This window comes from Streptomyces sp. NPDC051322 (genome assembly GCF_040689485.1).
Lineage (GTDB): Bacteria > Actinomycetota > Actinomycetes > Streptomycetales > Streptomycetaceae > Streptomyces.
This window is the reverse complement of sequence record NZ_JBFBAK010000009.1, coordinates 214067-233790: the sequence shown is the minus strand read 5'-3', so window position 1 is coordinate 233790 and position 19724 is coordinate 214067. Positions and strand designations below refer to the sequence as shown.

18 protein-coding genes and 1 tRNA gene are annotated in these 19724 nt (G+C 70.1%); 9 read left to right on the top strand and 10 right to left on the bottom strand.

Annotated features, from left to right (window positions below; translation table 11 throughout):
• Positions 1-91 precede the first annotated feature (91 nt).
• On the bottom strand, positions 92-838 hold the full coding sequence (locus tag AB0436_RS22215; protein ID WP_366469655.1) for a DUF6227 family protein: 747 nt from the start codon (positions 836-838) through the stop codon (positions 92-94).
• 185 nt (positions 839-1023) lie between these two features.
• Positions 1024-2037, bottom strand: a complete 1014-nt coding sequence (locus AB0436_RS22210) for a P1 family peptidase (RefSeq protein ID WP_366469654.1) — start codon at positions 2035-2037, stop codon at positions 1024-1026.
• Positions 2038-2143: 106 nt separating this feature from the next.
• Here AB0436_RS22210 and AB0436_RS22205 point away from each other — a divergent pair, with 106 nt between their 5' ends.
• Positions 2144-2338 (top strand): hypothetical protein, encoded by a 195-nt coding sequence (locus AB0436_RS22205; RefSeq protein ID WP_366469653.1) that lies wholly within the window; start codon positions 2144-2146, stop codon positions 2336-2338.
• A 9-nt stretch (positions 2339-2347) separates the two neighbouring features.
• Here AB0436_RS22205 and AB0436_RS22200 read toward each other — a convergent pair whose 3' ends face one another.
• From AB0436_RS22200 to AB0436_RS22180, 5 genes are all read right to left on the bottom strand, one after another.
• A complete protein-coding gene (locus AB0436_RS22200) occupies positions 2348-2947 on the bottom strand; it encodes a hypothetical protein (RefSeq protein WP_366469652.1) in 600 nt (199 codons plus the stop codon).
• A gap of 116 nt (positions 2948-3063) precedes the next feature.
• Positions 3064-4002, bottom strand: coding sequence for an S-methyl-5'-thioadenosine phosphorylase (locus AB0436_RS22195; protein ID WP_366469758.1), 939 nt, complete (start codon positions 4000-4002; stop codon positions 3064-3066).
• Positions 4003-4090: 88 nt separating this feature from the next.
• Positions 4091-4462 carry an FmdB family zinc ribbon protein gene (locus tag AB0436_RS22190; protein WP_366469651.1) on the bottom strand — a complete coding sequence of 124 codons (372 nt, stop codon included), beginning with the start codon at positions 4460-4462 and terminating at the stop codon, positions 4091-4093.
• 66 nt (positions 4463-4528) lie between these two features.
• Positions 4529-5824 (bottom strand): MFS transporter, encoded by a 1296-nt coding sequence (locus AB0436_RS22185; protein ID WP_366469650.1) that lies wholly within the window; start codon positions 5822-5824, stop codon positions 4529-4531.
• A gap of 236 nt (positions 5825-6060) precedes the next feature.
• The gene (locus AB0436_RS22180) at positions 6061-7575 is read right to left on the bottom strand and encodes a potassium/proton antiporter (protein ID WP_366469649.1); all 1515 of its coding nucleotides are present in this window, start codon (positions 7573-7575) and stop codon (positions 6061-6063) included.
• A 217-nt stretch (positions 7576-7792) separates the two neighbouring features.
• Between AB0436_RS22180 and AB0436_RS22175 the strand changes: the two genes are divergently transcribed.
• A complete protein-coding gene (locus tag AB0436_RS22175; protein ID WP_366469648.1) occupies positions 7793-10561 on the top strand; it encodes a penicillin acylase family protein in 2769 nt (922 codons plus the stop codon).
• Here AB0436_RS22175 and AB0436_RS22170 read toward each other — a convergent pair.
• The gene (locus tag AB0436_RS22170; protein ID WP_366469647.1) at positions 10551-11135 is read right to left on the bottom strand and encodes a 5-formyltetrahydrofolate cyclo-ligase; all 585 of its coding nucleotides are present in this window, start codon (positions 11133-11135) and stop codon (positions 10551-10553) included. The genes AB0436_RS22175 and AB0436_RS22170 overlap by 11 nt on opposite strands.
• Before the next feature lie 101 nt (positions 11136-11236).
• Here AB0436_RS22170 and galU point away from each other — a divergent pair, with 101 nt between their 5' ends.
• The 7 genes from galU to AB0436_RS22135 all read left to right on the top strand — a co-directional run bounded on the left by galU (position 11237) and on the right by AB0436_RS22135 (position 16715).
• Positions 11237-12139 carry a UTP--glucose-1-phosphate uridylyltransferase GalU gene (gene galU / locus AB0436_RS22165; RefSeq protein WP_366469646.1) on the top strand — a complete coding sequence of 301 codons (903 nt, stop codon included), beginning with the start codon at positions 11237-11239 and terminating at the stop codon, positions 12137-12139.
• 3 nt (positions 12140-12142) lie between these two features.
• Complete coding sequence (gene glp, locus AB0436_RS22160; RefSeq protein ID WP_366469645.1) at positions 12143-13504, top strand: gephyrin-like molybdotransferase Glp; 1362 nt, start codon at positions 12143-12145, stop codon at positions 13502-13504.
• A gap of 58 nt (positions 13505-13562) precedes the next feature.
• Positions 13563-14063 carry a cyclic pyranopterin monophosphate synthase MoaC gene (moaC, locus tag AB0436_RS22155; RefSeq protein ID WP_366469644.1) on the top strand — a complete coding sequence of 167 codons (501 nt, stop codon included), beginning with the start codon at positions 13563-13565 and terminating at the stop codon, positions 14061-14063.
• On the top strand, positions 14060-14632 hold the full coding sequence (locus AB0436_RS22150) for a MogA/MoaB family molybdenum cofactor biosynthesis protein (RefSeq protein ID WP_366469643.1): 573 nt from the start codon (positions 14060-14062) through the stop codon (positions 14630-14632). Before moaC ends, AB0436_RS22150 begins: the two co-directional genes overlap by 4 nt.
• Positions 14633-14649: 17 nt before the next feature.
• Entirely contained in the window at positions 14650-15261 is a 612-nt protein-coding gene (locus tag AB0436_RS22145; protein ID WP_366469642.1) for a GNAT family protein, read from the top strand.
• Between the two features lie 215 nt (positions 15262-15476).
• Positions 15477-16556 carry a gephyrin-like molybdotransferase receptor GlpR gene (gene glpR / locus AB0436_RS22140; protein ID WP_366469641.1) on the top strand — a complete coding sequence of 360 codons (1080 nt, stop codon included), beginning with the start codon at positions 15477-15479 and terminating at the stop codon, positions 16554-16556.
• An 85-nt stretch (positions 16557-16641) separates the two neighbouring features.
• Positions 16642-16715 (top strand) — tRNA-Ala (locus AB0436_RS22135).
• 432 nt (positions 16716-17147) lie between these two features.
• Here the strand turns inward: AB0436_RS22135 and AB0436_RS22130 are convergent.
• Positions 17148-17882: a DUF4142 domain-containing protein gene (locus AB0436_RS22130; protein WP_366469640.1), complete on the bottom strand. Its 735-nt coding sequence runs from the start codon at positions 17880-17882 to the stop codon at positions 17148-17150.
• Between the two features lie 389 nt (positions 17883-18271).
• Entirely contained in the window at positions 18272-19705 is a 1434-nt protein-coding gene (locus AB0436_RS22125; protein WP_366469639.1) for a cytosine permease, read from the bottom strand.
• Positions 19706-19724 lie beyond the last annotated feature (19 nt).

Genomic DNA, 19724 nt, shown 5'->3' with positions numbered 1-19724 from the left:
GCCCGAGCTCGACCGAGGCCCCGCCCGACTGACGCCCCACCTGGCACACCCCACCTGGTATCCCCGCCCGACACCCCCGGGCGGGACAGGCTCAGCGCACCCGTGACCGGAGCTCCATCGCGTCACGGGCGTCGCTCTGCGATGTGTACACCTCGCACATGTGCCGGCCGTCCGGCGTCGCCGTGTGCTCGACCTCCCAGAGGCTGATCTCCTGGCCGTCGATCAGCAGAAAGGCGTGTTCGTAGAGGAAAAAGCCGGCGGCCCGGCCGCTGTCGAAGTGGCACTGACTGCCGAAGGCCTGGCTGATCTGATGGGCGAACGCGGAACGCAGCAGGCGCGCCACGCTCTCACCGGGGCGATCCGGATTCTCGGCGCGGCGCAGCAGCCGACGGGCGTGATCCGCCGAGCGGTCGGCGGCATACGTCCGGGCGGAAGCGGCGGCCGGAGCGTTCTTCAGGGCGCTGATGAGGTCGAAGTCGCAGTCCGCGTCGTCGTCCGGGAACATCTCCGCGGCGTCCGCGCCGCGGATACGGGTGACGGCGCGGCGCGCCTCGTCCTCGGCCGGATACAGCTCGTGCTGCGGGCCCGCTCCGGTGCCGGTCTCGTACACCAACTCCCAGAGTGTCAGGTCGCTGCCGTCGGCGAGGAGGAAGGTGTGCCGGTAGGTCTCGCGGTGCAGCCCGGCGCCCGAGCTGTGGTGCGAGGAGTGCAGCGCACTGCTGTGGGCGAGTGCGGAGCCGAGTCGCTCGACGGAGGAGTCGGGCAGCTCGAAGGTGTTCAGGGCGCGGCCGAGGAGCCGTGCGAGGTGGGCCTCGGTCGTCTCGTGCGGATCGCTCAAGGTCTCTCCAGGCCGTAGCGACAAGTCATGGGGTCGGAACTCAACGTAGCGCCTGGGTCCGACAACGGGCCTTCGTTCGGAAAAACGTCCGGGATACAGCGAAAGTTCCAGCCCTCCTTCGCCAACTCACCTGTCAGGGCAAGTCAGTAGATGCCGTGTCAGATCGGTACGGATCGCGGGTCAGATCACCGCGGGTACAGATCGCGGTACGCGGGAAAACTGCCCCCCGGCCCGTGCACGGACTCCGCAGCCCGAACCGCCCGCACCACCGCCCGGCTGAGGGCATCGGCGCCCGCGGCCAGAATGCTGTTCAGCCCATCCAGGTCCGGGACGGCCGCGGTGCCCGTCGACAGGGCGAAGACGGTGTCTCCGTCATGCAGCAGATGGACCGGGCGCACCGCCCGGGCGAGTCCGTCATGAGCCGTACCGGCCAGCTTCTGCGCCTGGGCCCGGGTCAGCTCCGCGTCGGTGGCCACCACGGCGATGGTGGTGTTGAGCGGTGGATGCGCTTGGTGTTCGCGCGCTTCGGCCAGCTTCCGTTGCGCCTCCTGGTGCATCGCGGGCGGTGGATATTCGGGCCGGCCCCAGCCGTACTCCCCGTGGAGCACGCCCGTCAGCGGATCGACCGGCGACCCCACCGCGTTGACCACCGCGAGGGCGCCGACGACGATCCCCGAGGGGAGCAGGAGGCTCGCCGAGCCGACGCCGCCCTTCATGCCGCCGGCGACCGCGCCGGTGCCCGCGCCGACGTTGCCCTGCTCGACCGGTGCGCCGGACTCCGTACCGGCGGCTGCCTCCACAGCGGCGCGGCCGGTCGCCGCATCCGGCCTGGCCCGCCAGTCGCCGCCGCGCCCCAGGTCGAAGACGCACGCCGCGGGCACGACCGGAACGACCTGCGCCGGGTCGGGACCCACCTGGAAGCCGCGGCCCTGCTCCTCCAGCCAGCTCATCACGCCCGACGCGGAATCCAGTCCGTACGCGCTGCCCCCGGTGAGGACGACGGCGTCCACCCGCTGGACCAGATTGCGCGGGTCCAGGGCATCCGTCTCACGGGTGCCCGGACCACCGCCGCGCACGTCCACCGCGGCGACCGCACCGCCGGGCGGAGCGAGGACGACGGTGGTGCCGCTCAGCGCCCGGCCGCCCGGCACCCGGGCATGACCGACCCGGAGACCGGCCACGTCCGTCAGCGAGTCCACGGGCGGGTGCGTCGGCGGGTGCGTCGGCGGGTGCGGCGGTCGGTGCGACGGAGTGCCTGCTGGGTTCATCTTCACCTCGGTCGAACGGGAGCCGTACCCTTGCAGTATGAGTTCCGCCCCCGCCCACGGACCGCGCGACGACCAGCAGCCACGGCCCCGCCCGAAGCTGGTCTTCGACGATCCGCTCGACCAGCAGTCATCGGACGACACGGACCGCGGGTGGGGTGAGCGGCCCGCATCGGGGGACGGCGAGGCGGACCTGGCCCGTTTCCTCGACGAGAAGCCGCCGCACCACATCTGACGCGGCTGCTCAGCACAGGGTCACCGCCAGGTCGGAGTGGGCTGCCGCGCCCGCCAGCGCCGTGGCCGTGCTCCGCGACACGGCCAGCACGATCAGCGCTCCTCCGCCGCCCGGCGGGGAGGCACGCTCCACGTCGGGTACGCCGGTCACCCGGACATCGGTGGCCACCACGCGTGCCCCGGCCGGGGCGCCCCCGGCGCCCGGCGCCCGGTCAAGGTCGCCGATCGCGATGACATCGACGCGGTCTCCCGGCTCCAGCAGTCGCACCGTCGCCGCATCGGCGATCCGCACCGGAGCAGACACCACAGCGGCCTTCCCGGCACCGGGAACGCCGGACCGGACCACCGGCCGACGATGAGCCGCACCCGGCGCTGCCCGGGCGGCGTGTGCGGCTGGTGGTGTGTCCGGGGCTGCTGGGCCCCCGCGATCCGGTGGCGCCCACGCCACCAGCGCGGCGGCGGTGACCACCAGCCCCGCCGACAGCGCGCGGTGCCTGCGGCGCAGGGCCCGCCGCAGCCGCTGCCTGCCGCCGGGCACCCGCAGCGGGGCGAACAACGGCACACCGCGCGGCTCGGGCGCGGAGACGACCGGTACGGGCATGGGGATCATGGCAACCACCGCCTGGTGAGAGGAGCTTGTCGAACGCCCTCCACGATCCAGGCTTCCGTGGAATCCCGCTGCGGCTTGTGGACTACCCGGCGGTTGTGGACAAACCCGTCACCGGATCAGGGCAGTTCGATGCCGGTGTCGAGCCCGTCCAGCGCATGCGAGCAGATACAGTCCTGCAGCTCCGATGCCGGCCGTTCCGACGTCGGCAGCCCCGCCACCGCGTCGAACAGCACGGTCCGCAGCCGGTCCACGTTGGCGGCGAACACCTCGAGCACCTCTTCGTGGGAGACGCCCTCGCCGGCCTCCGCGCCGGCGTCGAGGTCGGTCACCAGCGTCATCGACGTGTAGCAGAGCCCCAGCTCGCGGGCGAGCGCAGCCTCCGGGTGCCCGGTCATGCCGACCACCGACCAGCCCATCGCGGCATGCCACCGCGACTCCGCCCGGGTCGAGAAACGCGGCCCCTCTATGACCACCAGGGTGCCGCCGTCCACCGGCTCCCACCCGCGACCCCGCGCGGCCGCGAGGGCTGCCTTGCGGCCGTTGGGGCAGTACGGATCGGCCAGCGATACGTGCACCACGTTCGGCAGGCTGCCGTCCGGCAGCGGGTGGCCGTCGTAATACGTCTGCTCGCGGGCCTTCGTACGGTCCACCAGCTGGTCGGGGATGAGCAGCGTCCCGGGGCCGTACTCCGGCCGCAGCCCGCCCACCGCGCACGGCCCGAGCACCTGCGTCACTCCCACCGACCGCAGCGCCCACAGATTGGCCCGGTAGTTGATGCGGTGCGGCGGCAAATGGTGGCCGCGTCCGTGCCGGGGCAGGAACGCCACCCTGCGGCTTTCGATCTCGCCGAGGAAAAGAGAGTCGCTCGGCGCCCCGTAAGGGGTGTCCACCTGGACCTCGGTCACGTCGTCCAGGAAGGAGTAGAACCCGGAGCCGCCGATCACGCCGATCTCGGCGCCGATCCCCGCATCGGCCGCCGCATCGGCCGCCGCCTCGGCCGCAGTACCAGCAGTACCGGCCGCTGTACCAACCGTCGCGCCGACCGCATTCGCCACATTCGCCATACCGGTCAGACTATCCGGGCGCGGCACACGCCAAGAACCCCGTCGTCCACCATGACGACAGGGTCCCGGCAAGGCTGAACTAGGCGGCCGAGCTGCTGCTGCCGCTGGAGCTCGACGAAGACGTGGACGACGTCGCGGCGGACGTCGACGACTTCGCAGCCCCGGACTTCGACTCGGAGCCCGAAGAGGACGACGCGGACGAGCCCGACGTGGAAGATCCCGTCGAAGCGGACGCGGCAGTCTTGGAAGACGGCGCCGAGCTGCTCGACGACGAGCTCCGGCTGTCATTCCGGTAGAAGCCGGATCCCTTGAAGACAATGCCGACCGCTGAGAACACCTTCTTCAGGCGTCCTTCGCAGCTCGGGCATACGGTCAGGGCGTCATCGGTGAACTTCTGCACCGCCTCGAGGCCCTCGCCGCACTCGGTGCACTGGTATTGATAGGTCGGCACTTGCTCCTCCTGGCACTCTCACTCAGTGAGTGCTAACGACGTTCTATAGTGACCTATTCCGCTGGATCAGTCCACTGAGACCGGCGGTCGGTGACCGATCACACGCTCGGCAGCACTCGCCGCGCTGCCGTTCACCACCCGGCCCACCCCTTTCGGAGCCAGCCGGGACCGGAGCGCCAGCAGGGTGATCAGCGCCAGTACGGTCCCGCCCATCGGCACCAGGAACCCGGTGCTCGCGCCGTATCCGTCCGCCAGTTGACCGGCCACGGTGACCGCCGCCGCCTGCCCCAGCGCCACCGAACCGGTCAGCCAGGTGAACGCCTCGGTCCGTGCGGAGGCCGGGATCAGCGTCTCCACCAGGGTGTAACCGGTGATCAGCGCGGGCGCGATGCACAGCCCGACCAGCAGGCCGAGACCCGCGAGCAGCGGCACGGTGTGCATCGCCCAGAGCCCGGACGCGGTCAGCGCCAGCGCCGGGTACGCGACGAGCAGCCGGCGCCGGGGTGCGGACTTCCAGGCGATGGCGCCGCAGGCGATGCCCGAGAGCATGTTGCCGGCCGCGAAGACCCCGTACAGCAGACCGTTCACGCCGGGCCGGCCGATCTCCTCGGCGAAGGCGGTGAGCGAGACCTGCATGCCGCCGAACACCGTGCCGATCCCGAGGAAGACCACGGCCAGTACGCGCACACCGGGTACCGACAGCGCGGACATCTGCCGGGCGGCCCTGTGCTGAGCTGTGCCGCCGCCGACCGCGGGCTGGGTGCGGCGCTGGGCCGCGAAGGCCATGCCGCCGGCCAGCGTGAGTACGGCCTCGGCGATCAGTCCGGCCGCCGGGTGGACCCCGGTGCACAGCGCGGTCGCCAGCACCGGCCCGATGACGAAGGTGAATTCGTCGGTCACCGACTCGAAGGCCGCGGCCGTCGTCATCAGCGGTGAGCCGTCCAACTTCGCCGCCCAGCGGGCCCGCACCATCGGCCCGATCTGCGGGACGGACGCCCCGGTCGGTACGGCGGCGGCGAACAGCGCCCACAACGGAGCGTGCGCCAGCGCGAGCGCCGTCAGCGCGCTCACGGATGCCGTATGGACGAGGACGCCGGGAAGCAGTACGGCGCCCTGCCCGAATCGGTCGGCCAGTTTCCCGCTCTGCGGCGCGAACAGCGCCATCGCGACGCCGGTCACCGCGGCGACCACGCCGGCACTGCCGTACGAGCCGGTGGTGTGCTGCACCAGCAGCACGATGCCGATGGTCAGCATCGCGAACGGCTGCCGCGCGGCGAAGCCGGGCAGCAGGAACGTCCAGGCGCCAGGTGTACGCAACAATTTCCCGTACCCGGGTCGGGGATCGGAGACCGTGGACACCACGGCCTTGCCTTTCTGCCGCCTGGTGGCGCTCCCGGGTCACGGCATGCGAGGCCATGGGTATGGGAGCTGCCGAGAGCTGTCCTCTTGCGCGGAACTGCGGTAGATGTCGGGCCGCCCCGCTGAGGAGGGTGCCACGACCGCCATACGGTCGCGCCAGCTCTGCATCAGGCAGAGTTGGTGAATCAGGTGGTTCTGTACTTCGAGACTTCGAGACTTCGGTACGTCGGGCCGACCGGTCAGGCCGACCGGCTCATGGTACCGCTGTTGTTCGTGCCGCCGTTGTTTCTGTTGGTGTTGTGCAGCCAGCCCGCCAGCTTGCCGCCCTGTCCGATGGCCCGCAGCCGTGCCTCGGCCGCGTCCCGTACCGGGTCGGTCGCCACCACCAGCAGTTCGTCCCCGCGCCGCAGCACCGTCGTGGGTGCCGGTACGAAGCTCTTGCCGTCCCGCACGACCAGGGTGACGGCGGCGCCGGCCGGCAGCCGCAGCTCGCCGACCTCCACGCCGTGCATCCGGGACTTCGGCGGGATCGCCACCGACAGCAGATGGCCGCGCAGCCGCTCCAGCGGCGCCGACTCGATCCCCAGGTCGGAAGCGCTCTCCGAGGTGTCGCCCAGCTTCAGCACGCGGGCCAGCCAGGGCAGGGTCGGCCCCTGCACCAGGGTGTAGACGACGACCAGCACGAACACGATGTTGAAGATCCGGTCACTGCTGCGGACCCCCGAGACCGTCGGGATGGTCGCCAGGATGACGGGCACGGCGCCGCGCAGCCCGGCCCAGGACATCAGCGACTGTTCCTGCCAGGGCAGCCGGAACGGCGCCAGGCTCAGCAGCACCGAGACGGGCCGCGCCACCATCGTGAGCACCAGGCCGACGATCACCGCGGGCCAGAAGTCGTTGGCCAGCTCGTGCGGGGTCACCAGCAGACCGAGCAGGACGAACATGCCGATCTGCGCGATCCAGCCGAGCCCCTCGGCGAACCCGCGGGTGGCGGGCCAGTGCGGCAGCTTGGCGTTGCCCAGCAGCATGGCGGCCAGATAGACCGCCAGGAAGCCACTGCCGTGAGCGATCGCTCCTGCCGCGTATGCCAGCACGGCGATCGCCATCACCGCGATCGGGTAGAGACCGGACGCGGGCAGGGCCACCCGTCGCATCCCCCACGAGCCGAGCATGCCCACCGCGATGCCGATGGACGCTCCGATCGCGAGCTCCAGGGCGATCTCACCGATCAGTACGTACCAGTGCTCCACCGGGCCCGCCGCGGAGAACGCCACCACCAGGATCACCACCGGGGCGTCGTTGAAGCCGGACTCGGCCTCGAGCACGCCGGTGATCCGGGACGGCAGTGGCACCTTGCGCAGCACCGAGAAGACGGCCGCGGCATCGGTGGACGAAACCACCGCGCCGATGATCAGCGCCTGCCGCCATTCCAGACCGACCAGATAGTGCGCGCCGGTGGCTGTGACGCCGACGCTCACCGCGACGCCGAGCGTCGACAGTACGACCGCCATGGGCAGTACCGGCCGGATCTCCTTCCACTTGGTGCCCAGACCGCCCTCGGCAAGGATCACCACGAGGGACGCGTAGCCGATCACCTGCGTCATCTCGACGTTGTCGAACTTGACGTGGAAGATGCCGTCCTGCCCTATCACCATGCCGATGCCGAGATAGAGCAGCAGGCTGGGAAGACCGCTGCGCGAGGAGATGCGCACCGCGGCCACGGCGATCAGCAGGACGAGCGAACAGATAAGCAACAGCTCGTTCAGATGGTGGACAGTCAGCGGCCCTTCCTTCCCTCGTATGCATAGGGGTTACTTCGTTACCCTATCTAATCCTTGACGATTCCTTGACGCTTCTACTGCTTGCGCGATCTCTGGAGGCATACCGCGTCCGGCCCGCTCGGCCGCTGCGCCTATGGTTGCTCCAGCGCTCAGTCGGCACTACAGACCACCCTGCCCTCGAAGGACAGCGATGCCCGCCACCACCTCCGCCGCCCCTTCCGGCACGCATTCCGGCACGAAGTCCCGGAAGAAGAAAGGGCGTCGCGCCCGACTGCTCGTGATCGTCCTGGTGCTGGCACTCGTCGCGGGTGTCGGCTACGGCACGTACTGGGGCATCAGCACGGTGCGGGCCTCCTTCCCGCAGACGACCGGCGAGATCAAGGTCTCCGGTCTCTCCGGCGCCGTCGACGTCAAGCGCGACGCGTACGGCATTCCGCAGATCTACGCCGACACCGACGAGGACCTCTTCCGCGCGCAGGGCTACGTCCAGGCCCAGGACCGCTTCTACGAGATGGACGTCCGCCGCCACATGACGTCGGGCCGGCTGTCGGAGATGTTCGGTTCGAGCCAGGTCAAGACCGACTCCTTCCTGCGGACGCTCGGTTGGCGCCGGGTCGCGCAGAAGGAGTACGACACCAAGCTGTCGCCCTCGACGAAGAAGTACCTGCGGGCCTACGCGGCGGGGGTGAACGCCTACCTGAAGGGCAAGGACGGCAAGCAGATCTCCGTCGAGTACGCGGCCCTCGGCCTCACCAACGACTACAAGCCCGAGAAGTGGACGCCCGTCGACTCGGTGGCCTGGCTGAAGGCGATGGCCTGGGACCTGCGCGGCAACATGCAGGACGAGATCGACCGTTCGCTGATGACCTCGCGGCTCACCGGCAAGCAGATCGATGATCTGTATCCGGCCTATCCGACCAGCAGGAACAAGCCGATCGTGCAGCAGGGCGGCATCAGCCCGGTGACCGGCACGTTCGACCCGGAGGCGACCCCGACCGGCTCCCTGGGCGGTACCACGAACACGACGAACACCGCGTCGGACGCCGTCAGCGGCATGCAGTCGCAGCTCTCCTCGCTCTCCGACTCCCTGGACGAGATTCCGTCGCTGCTCGGTCCGAGCGGCAGCGGCATCGGTTCCAACTCCTGGGTAGTGGCAGGCAAGTACACGACCACGGGCAAGCCGCTGCTGGCCAACGACCCGCATCTGGCGCCGCAGCTGCCGTCGATCTGGTACCAGATGGGTCTGCACTGCCGGACCGTCTCCAGTACCTGCCACTACGACGTCGCGGGCTACACCTTCTCCGGCATGCCCGGCGTGGTCATCGGCCACAACCAGAACATCGCCTGGGGCTTCACCAACCTCGGGGCCGACGTCACCGACCTCTACCTCGAGAAGGTCACCGACACCGGCTACCTCTACGACGGCCGGGAGAAGCCCTTCACCACCCGCAAGGAGACCATCAAGGTCGCCGGCGGCAAGTCGAAGACCATCGTGGTGCGCGAGACCAACAACGGTCCGCTGGTCTCCGACCGGGACACCGAGCTGGCCAAGGTCGGCGAGACGGCCCCGGTCACCGCGGCCGCCCCGGACCGCGGCAACGGTTACGCGGTCGCCCTCAAGTGGACCGCGCTGCAGCCCGGCAATGCGATGGACGCGGTCTTCGAGCTGGACAGGGCGAAGGACTGGACCGGCTTCCGCGCCGCTGCGAAGGACTTCGACGTCCCCTCGCAGAACATGATCTACGCCGACACCCAGGGCAACATCGGTTACCAGGCCCCGGGCACCATCCCGGTCCGCGCCAAGGGCGATGACGGCACGATGCCGGCCCCCGGCTGGGATTCCGCGTACGCCTGGAAGAAGGACCCGATCCCCTTCGACCAGCTGCCCTACGAGTACAACCCGGAGCGCGGCTACATCGTCACCGCGAACCAGGCGGTCATCGACGCCAAGAAGTACCCGTATCTGCTGACCGAGGACTGGGGCTACGGCACCCGCAGTCAGCGGATCACCGCTCTCATCACGCAGAAGACCAAGGACGGGGGGAAGATCTCGACCGAGGACATGCAGAAGATGCAGATGGACAACAGCAGCGAGATCGCCAAGCTGCTGACCCCGTACCTGCTGAAGCTGAACATCAAGGACCCCGACGTGCGGGACGCCCAGAAGCTGCTGGAGAGCTGGGAGTACAACCAGGACTCCGACTCGGCGGCCGCCGCCTACTTCAACGCGGTCTGGCGCAACGTCCTCAAGCTGGCCTTCGGCAACAAGCTCCCCAAGGAGCTGCGGGCCAAGGGTGACTGTCTGAACGTGCCGCCCGCCGACAAGTCCACGGTCCCCGCGGACGAGCAGAACAAGCTGGTACGGGAGTGCGGCCAGCGGTCCGCCGACTCGGCGCAACCGGACGGCGGCGACCGCTGGTTCGAGGTCGTCCGCAATCTGCTGGACAAGCCCGACAGCGACTGGTGGAAGGCACCGAGGACGCGCCTCGATCCCGCCACCCACAACCGTGACGAGCTGCTCGCGCGCGCCATGAAGGACGCCCGCTGGGAGCTGACCGCCAAGCTCGGCAAGGACATGGACACCTGGAGCTGGGGACGGCTGCACCAGCTGATGCTCACGAACCAGACGCTCGGCACCGACGGCCCGGGCATCCTGCAGTGGATGCTGAACCGGGGCCCGTACAACCTGAGCGGCGGCGAGGCGGCGGTGGACGCCACCGGATGGAACGCGGCGGGCGGTTACGACGTCATCTGGGTGCCCTCGATGCGGATGGTCGTCAATCTCGCCGATCCGGACAAGTCCCGCTGGATCAACCTGACCGGCGCCTCCGGGCACGCGTACAGCGCGCACTACACCGATCAGACGGAGAAGTGGGCCAACGGGGAGCTGCTGAAGTGGTCGTTCAGTAAGGCGGCGGTCGACAGCAGCACGGTCGACACCCTGGTGCTCAAGCCGTGAAGCGCCGTACGCCCGCAGGGGTCACCACCGCGTGAACGGGGTGGTCGTGCGGTTCCTCCGGGACCCGTGCGACCACCTCGTCGTCGTACAGCAGCACCACCAGTGCGGGGTGTGCGCCCGACCGTTCGATACGGGCCAGCACCCGGTCGTAACTGCCGCCGCCGCGCCCCAGCCGCATCCCGCGCCCGTCCACGGCGAGACCGGGCAGCAGCACCACCTCCGCATCGAGCACCGCCCGCACGCCGAGCCGCGCGCCGCCGGGTTCGAGCAGTCCGCGCCCGGCGCGCTGCAGGGAGTCCGCGCCGTCGTAGGCGGCCCAGTCGAGGTCGTTGTCGGGGAGCAGCGCCGGGAGCAGCACACGTGTTCCGTGCGCCCGGAGCGCGTCGAGCAGCGGGCGGGTGCCCGGTTCGCGGCCGACCGAGACATAGGCGGCCACCGTCCCGGCCGATGCCAGCTCGGGGAGGTCGATGGCCCGGCGTGCCAGTGCCGTGGCAGCCTTCTGTGCGTCCTCGCTGGTCAAGAGGGTTCTCGCGGCGAGCAGTTGCCGTCGCATGGACGCTTTGTCCAGTTTCATGGTCATCTTCGGCCGTTCGCAATCGTCTCGTAAGCCCTATATGAGAGCGCATTAACCGGAGGGTCATGTTCCGCCCAGAGCCAGCGGATATGGTGCCCCACATGACTAAGTCGCACCCCAGGATCAGCAAGGCTGTCATCCCGGCAGCGGGCCTCGGAACCCGGTTCCTGCCGGCCACCAAGGCCACTCCCAAGGAAATGCTGCCTGTTGTCGACAAGCCGGCCATCCAGTACGTGGTCGAGGAAGCGGTCTCGGCGGGTCTCGCCGACGTACTCATGATCACCGGTCGCAACAAGCGTCCGCTGGAGGACCACTTCGACCGCAACTACGAGCTGGAGTCGGCGCTCACCGCCAAGGGCGACGCGGAGAAGCTTGCCAGGGTGCAGGAGTCCAGTGACCTCGCGAACATCCATTACGTCCGCCAGGGCGACCCACGGGGCCTGGGCCACGCGGTGCTCTGCGCCGCTCCGCACGTCGGCGACCAGCCCTTCGCGGTCCTGCTCGGCGACGACCTGATCGACCCGCGCGACCCGCTGCTCGCCCGGATGGTCGAGGTCCAGGAGCGCGAGGGCGGCAGCGTCATCGCGCTGATGGAGGTCGATCCCGGCCAGATCCACCTGTACGGCTGCGCGGCCGTGGAGCCGTCGGGCGACGCGGACGTTGTCAAGGTCACCGACCTGGTGGAGAAGCCGGCGGTGGACGAAGCCCCCAGCAATCTGGCGATCATCGGCCGTTATGTCCTGGACCCCGCGATCTTCGACATACTGCGCAGGACCGCGCCGGGCCGGGGGAACGAGATCCAGCTGACCGACGCACTGCAGCACCTCGCGGCCGACGAGCAGGTCGGCGGCCCGGTGCACGGCGTCGTGTTCAAGGGTCGCCGCTATGACACCGGCGACCGTGGCGACTATCTGCGCGCCATTGTCAGACTCGCGTGCGAACGTGAAGACCTGGGCCCGGACTTCAAGGCCTGGCTGCGCCGTTATGTCACCGAGGAGATGTAGCACGTGAGCAACACCCCGATCTGGTCGGTGGACGAGCATCTGGACGACATCCTCGGCTCGATCCGCCCGCTCGAGCCGATCGAGCTGCCCCTGCAGGACGCGCAGGGCTGCGTCCTGGTCGAGGACGTCACGGTGCAGATCTCGCTGCCGCCCTTCGACAACAGCTCGATGGACGGGTACGCGGTCCGCACCACCGATGTGGCGGGCGCAGGCAAGGAGTTCCCCGCCGTCCTCACCGTCATCGGGGATGTCGCGGCCGGCAGCGGCGAGCTGCCCACCGTGGGACCCGGCGAGGCCGCCCGGATCATGACCGGTGCCCCATTGCCGCCCGGTGCGGAAGCCGTCGTACCCGTCGAATGGACCGACGGCGGGTCGGGCAGTGGCGCGGCCACCACCATGCGGGCTGCCAGCGGTGCCCCCGAGGGTGCGAGCGGCGAGGTCCGGGTCTACCGCGAGGCCGAGGCCCGCGCCCACGTCCGCGCCGAGGGCAGCGACGTCCGCCCCGGCGACCTGGCCCTTGAGGCCGGTACGGTGCTCGGCCCGCCGCAGATCGGTCTGCTGGCCGCGATCGGCCGGGGCACCGTCAGGGTCCGCCCGCGCCCCCGGGTCGTCGTGCTGTCGACCGGCAGCGAACTGGTCCAGCCCGGCGAAGCGCTCGCCGGCGGCCAGATCTACGACTCCAACAGCTTCGCGCTGGCGGCCGCCGCCCGGGACGCCGGAGCCATCGCCTACCGGGTCGGCGCCGTCACCGACGACGCGGACACGCTGCGCGCCACCATCGAGGAGCAGCTGGTCCGCGCCGATCTGCTGGTCACCACGGGCGGAGTGAGCGTCGGGGCGTACGACGTGGTCAAGGAGGCGCTCTCCTCGGTGGGTGACGCTTTCTTTCCGGCCGGTGACGATGCCGACGGCGATGCGGGAAGCGAGGAGAGGGGCAGTGACGCGGGCGGCACCGGCGTCGACTTCCGCAAACTCGCGATGCAGCCGGGCAAGCCGCAGGGTTTCGGCTCGATCGGTCCCGACCACACCCCGCTGCTCGCGCTGCCCGGCAACCCGGTCTCCAGCTACGTCTCCTTCGAGTTGTTCGTGCGGCCCGCGATCCGGGCCCTGATGGGCCTGACCGAAGTCGGCCGGCCTAGCGTGCGGGCCGTGCTGAAGGCGGACAAGGCGCTCACCTCCCCGCAGGCCCGGCGGCAGTTCCTGCGCGGCGTATACGACGCCGCAGCGGGCACCGTCACCCCGGTCGGCGGCTCCGGATCGCACCTGATCGCGGCCCTCGCCCACGCCGACTGTCTGATTGTCGTGCCCGAGGACGCCACCGGAGTGGAGCCCGGTACGGAGCTCGAGGTGATCCTCCTGGGTTGAACCCCCGGCTGTGGCGGTAGCGTGTCTGACCACACAGGCAGACCGGGAGCGCACAGCAATGAGTACGCAGCAACGGCTCACCCATATCGACGAGGTGGGCGCGGCCCGCATGGTCGACGTCTCCGAGAAGGACGTCACCGCGCGCACCGCACGGGCAAGCGGGCGGGTCCTGGTATCGCCGCGCGTCGTCGAGCTGCTGCGGGGCGAGGGCGTTCCGAAGGGCGATGCCCTGGCCACGGCCCGCATCGCCGGCATCATGGGCGCCAAGCGCACCCCCGACCTGATCCCGCTCTGCCACCCGCTGGCGGTCTCCGGGGTCACCGTCGATCTGGCGGTCACCGACGAGGCGGTGGAGATCACCGCCACGGTGCGCACCACGGACCGGACCGGCGTCGAGATGGAGGCCCTGACGGCCGTCGCGGTCGCCGGGCTCACCGTGATCGACATGGTGAAGGCCGTCGACAAGGGTGCGGTCATCACGGACGTACGCGTCGAGGAGAAGTCGGGCGGCAAGTCCGGAACCTACCGGCGCCCGGCACCGGAGGGAACGGACGCATGACCGCACACCCGTCCGGTGCCCGGTCGCACGGTGAACGGCCCCCGGCCCCGTACACCGCCCTCGTCGTGACGGCGTCGAACCGCGCGTCGGCGGGCGTCTATCCCGACCGCGGCGGCCCACTGATCGCCACCGCGCTCGCCGGTCTGGGCTTCGCGGTCGAAGGGCCGCAGGTCGTCCCGGACGGCGAGCCGGTCGAGCAGGCGCTGCGCGCCGGTGCGGCGGCGGCGTACGACGTCATCGTGACCACCGGCGGCACCGGTCTGTCACCCACCGACCGCACGCCCGAGGCGACCCGCCGGGTGCTGGACCGCGAGATCCCCGGCATCCCGGAGGCGATCCGCGCGGAAGGCCTGGCCAAGGTCCCGACCGCCGCGCTGTCCCGGGGGCTCGCCGGCGTGGCCGGTACGACGCTCATCGTCAACCTGCCGGGCTCCACCGGCGGAGTACGCGACGGGCTCGCCGTACTGGAGCGGCTGCTGCTGCACGCCGTCGACCAGATCAGGGGCGGCGACCACCCCGGACCAGCGCCTCGGCCCCCGTCCGGGCCTGCCCCCAGGAGCATGAGCTGAACGTCTCGCCCTGGCCCGTGGAACTGGCGGAAGGCCCCGTCGCCCTCCGCCCCATAAAGCTGCGCGACCAGAAGGCCTGGCGCGAGGTCAACCAGCGCAACCGCGACTGGCTCCGTCCCTGGGAAGCGACCGTTCCGCCGCCCGTCCCCGGCGGCCCGGTCGCCCAGCGCCCGACGTACCGCCAGATGGTCCGCCATCTGCGCGCGGAGGCACACACCGGCCGGATGCTGCCCTTCGTGATCGAGTACGAGGGCCGCCTGGTCGGCCAGTTGACGGTCGCCGGGATCACCTGGGGCTCGATGTGCTCGGGCCATGTGGGGTACTGGGTCGACCGGGATGTGGCCGGCCGCGGTGTCATGCCGACCGCCGTCGCACTCGCCGTGGACCACTGTTTCCGCACCGTCGGCGTCCACCGCATCGAAGTCTGCATTCGCCCGGAGAACGGACCCAGCCGCCGGGTGGTGGAGAAACTCGGATTCCGCGAGGAAGGACTGCGCCCGCGCTATCTGCACATCGACGGCGGCTGGCGCGACCACCTGGTCTACGCCCTCACCGCGGAGGAAGTGCCGGACGGCCTGCTCAACCGCTGGCGCAGAGCACGCCCCGGCACGACCAGGAACAGCCCGTAACCAGCGACCGGCACTGCGTCAATGCAATAAACGTTCGAAATTGCTCGGCAATAGGCGCGCCTTGACCACGTAGGTGCCCTTAATCCCCGAAGGTGCCCTTAATAAGAGACCTTTGATCCGAACCGCTACAAAAAAGTTCGAGATACCGGCCGGTTCGGGCGACACACCGAGCCAATTGGGCGATGCCTTCGCGTGCGCCCCTCTACGGTGTGAGGGTGAGCAGCAGTGGCCTCATCTACGCAGTCATCGTCGGGGCCTGGGCCGCCTATCTGGTGCCGATGTGGCTCCGCAGGCAGGACGAGCTGAACGAGGCCCGTCCGACGGAACGCTTCTCCACCGCCATCCGGCTGCTGTCCGGGCGGGCGGGCATGGAGCGCCGGTACGCCAAGGAGCTGCAGGAGCGCACGGACGGCGAGGGCGGCCCCGGCACCGCGGAGCCGGATGTGACGGCGGACTCCCCGAGTTCCGTCGACGTCCGGTCCTTCGCCGTGTCCCCGGCACCACCGGAGCCGCCGTCGCGCCCCGAGCCTTCGACGCCCCGGCAGCCCGCGCCCCGCCAGGAGCGCCCCGCACAGCCGGCGCGCCGGACCCGTCCCACCGGGGCCGCTGCCGAGCGCGCCCGGCGCACGAAGGTCCTCGCGCGCCGCCGCCGCACCACGGTGCTGCTCTTCGGGGCGTTCACGCTGGGCGCGGTCGTCGCCGCGGTCGGCGGCCTCGCCTTCCTCTGGGCGCCCGCCGTGCCCGCGCTGCTGCTGAGCACCTACATCGTGCATCTGCGTACCCAGGAGCGACGCCGGTTCGCCTTCACCATGGACCGGCGCCGGGCCGAGCTGGCCGCGCAGCGGCTGCGCGAGAACCGGCCGCCCCGGCAGAGCGCCGCCCCGGCCGACGACGAGCCCGACGAGCACCACCCGGAACCGGAACCCGCACCGGCCGTCTCCGCCCAGGAAGCCGGCCGACGCGCCCTGGTCGAGCAGACCGACCACGCCGAGTGGGTCGACCAGCAGCGCGACCGCGGCCGCGCCCAGGGCGACAGCTGGGAGCCGGTGCCCGTACCGCTGCCCACCTACGTCACCGCCCCCGTCGCCCCGCGCGCCACCGGCAGCGTGGACCTCGGCGCGCCGGACACCTGGAGTTCCGCCCGCTCCTCCACCGCCGGACCCACTGCCGAGCCGGCCCCCGGGGAGAACCCGCCGCCGGCCCCCCGCCAGCAGACCGCGGCCTCCCGTCGCGCCCGCACCCCGCTCTTCGACCAGTACGAGGACGAAGACCGGCCACGCGCCGCCAACGAGTGACGGCATCCGTCGGCGGATCCGTGACCAGCGAAGGAACGGATTTCCAAGCACCCCGATCGGGGTGCTAAGGTTTCACACGTTGCAAGGGCCTGTGGCGCAGTCTGGTAGCGCACCTCGTTCGCATCGAGGGGGTCTGGGGTTCAAATCCCCACAGGTCCACCGCAGCTCAGAGCCCCTACCGGGGAAATCCGGTAGGGGCTCTTTGGCGTCGTACAGCAGCGAAGTACAGCAACTACCTTTGATCTTGCGCGCCGGTGCTTGCCCAGCTTCTCGAGGGCTCGCCGCGTGGCCTCGGACGGGATGTGCGCTCACCGCAGAGTAGTGCAGGATCTCCACCTGGTCGGGCGTGCTCAGCAGCTCGGGACCGGTCAGCGTGTAAGTCCTGCCCGCGTGGTCCGGCGTGGTCAGCGCCGCAACCGCGACCTCGGCGATGTCGCGCGGATCGATCACGCCTTGGGTGCCGTTCCCGGACAGGTTGGCGATCGGCTCCTCCGTGCGGATCATGGAGGCCCAGTGCAGGGTGTTGGTCGCGAAGCTGCGGGGTTCCTTCCCACCCGGACCTTGTCTGCGGTGTGTGGCCCGAAACCCGTTTCACCCCGTCGTCGGGGAGGGTGCGGGCGCTGGTGTGCTGGTGTCCGCGGGCGGCGTCAGGGCGACGACCGGTACTCCAGGTTGCGGCGGGGGCGGCGTCATCTGGTTGGCGGGGAGCTTGGGCGGGGTGGTCTCCTGGAAGTCGACCTGGTTGAAGTTGACCAGGCCGGTGTTCTCCAGCACGGTGATGTGGTCGAGGACGGTGTCGTTGGCCTGGTCGGCGAGTTGGCGGACCAGCGTGTTCTTGGTGGTGGCGCGGATCTTGGCGATGGCCGGGAAGATCTGGCCGTGGGTGACCCGCAGGATGTTGGCGAGGTCGGTGTCGAACTGCTTGCCGGTGTCCGAGTTCAGGGTTGCCACAAACCCCTGCTGTTGCGGGGAAGCCTGATTGGGCAGGGTGATGCCCAACTGGGGTGCGATGGCCCGGCAGGTGGCGTCGAGGCCGGCGTGCCCGGTGACCAGATGCTCGCCGGCGGTGTGCACGGCCTTGGTGGTGCCCTTGGTCAGGGCCATCTCGCCGGCGGGGAACTCCCACAGACCGGCAGCCCGCACTTTGACGACGAAGTCCCGGTCGCCTTCGGTCAGCGGGCCGAAGCGGGTGTTGGCGATCACGCGTGCCGGGGAGCTGCCGGTCGTCTGCAGTCCGAGCACGGCGGGGTAGGCGAGGGCGGCGAGGGTCACCACCAGGCCGCCGCCCACGAGAACGGGCCCCGCCATGTTCCGTGACATGCGCATCGTGCCTCCTGGCATGGATCGGCGGCCCCGGTGCGGTGGTTCGACGGGGCGCTCTGGTCGCCCGGTGATACGGATGCGGCGCACCGGGAAACCTTTTCTCCTGGCAAAGAATGCGTCTCGCGCTCTGCGTGCGATGTGTCCTGGGCGCGGTCTGTGGCGGCGCGATGTCGGACGGCACTTGGGTCAGCGGTCCGGGTTGCCGGGCGGGAGGACCCATTCGGTGGGTTGGCCGGTGAGGGAGGCGGTCGTGTCGAACTCACCGTCGTAGTGGAGGACGGTCCGACGGCGTGAAGCCAGGTGCTGATGCGGGTTGCCTCCGCGCTGTCCCTGGCCTTCGTCTTGGTGCCGAAGATGCGCATGGCCTCAGCGACCAACCCGGGCGGCACGCATCAGGTGCGGGAGTAGCTCGTCGCCGATGCGTCGTTCAGTGGCTCGGGGTCGCCGTGGCGATGGCCGCGCACCCACAGTGGCTTCAGCCGGTACGTCAGCAGGTACAGCACCACCGAGGCGCCCGCCGCGACGAACATGCTCAGGTCTCCCGCGCCCGGGTGTGCGGCGGAGAAAGGACCGGTGTAGAAGCTGGACTGCCAGAAGGGTACCGATGCCAGGACCCCTCCGGCCCAGGCGACGAAGCCCCAGCCCAGCACCCGGCGGCGGTCGTACAGCTCGGAGATCCTGTTCGGGTCCGAGCGTCCACCCAGGTGGTAGTCGAGCAGCAGCACGCAGGCGAAGGGGGCGATGAAGTAGGCCGTCAGGTTCAGGAAGACCTTGAACTTGGCCTCGGTGCCCGCCGCGCCCCACAGACTGATGGCGTAGGCCAGTGCACAGATCGCGACGACTGCCTGGGTGCGGCTGACCGGCACCTTCAGCGTCTGGACCGAGATGGCACCGCCGTAGACGTTGAGGAAGTTCTGCGCCAGCGCCGAGAGGCTGACCGCGATCAGCGCCGGGACGGCGAGCGGCCCGGCCAGCTGGTGCAGCGCGGTGATGGTGTCGGAGCTGGTGGCGCTGCCGCCGACCAGGACGCCCAGGATGCCGAGCCAGCAGATGGTGACGAAGTTGCCGAGGCCGGTGTACCAGGCCGTACGGGTCACGACCTGCGGCGAGTCCGGGAGATACCGCGAGTAGTCCGAGGCGAAGGGGGCCCACGCGACGAGGAAGGACAGGAACCAGCCGGCGAAGGTGATCCAGCCGCCGGTGCCTCCGATGAAGCCCGCGGCGTGCGCGTTGGCCCCGAAGGTGCCTCCGCCGCGGACCACGGCCACGATCGTGACGAGCACGAAGAGCGGGGTGAGGACGTAGGTGAGCACCCTCTGCAGGTAGTTGATCATGTTGTAGCCGTAGATGGCCACGACCAGCTCGATCGCGGTAAGTACGAGCCCGCAGAGCCAGAACGGGAGGTGCGTGAGCTCGGCCAGTGCCTTACCGCCCAGGATCACCGTGACGGACGCCCAGCCGATTCCGGCGAAGATGTTGATATAGGCGACGGGCAGGAAGTTGCCGAAGAAGCCGAGCGCGCCGCGGGACTGGATCTGCTGCGGCACTCCGAGCCGTACACCCATCCGGGACATCACCGCCATCAGCAGCGAGCCGACGGCCGCTCCGATGACGATGGCGGTGACCGCGGAGGTGAAGCTCAGGCCGAACCAGGCCGCGCTGAAACCGAGCAGGATGATCGGGAAGTTGAGCCCGGCGGCGAACCACACGAAGAACTGCGAGCTCGGTTTGCCGTGCCGTTCGCTGTCGGGGATGTGGTCGACTCCGAAGGGCTCGACCTTGGCGACCGCGCTGCCGTAGACCTGTGCCGGGGTGTCGTGGGTCATGAAGTGCTCCTGGGGAGGG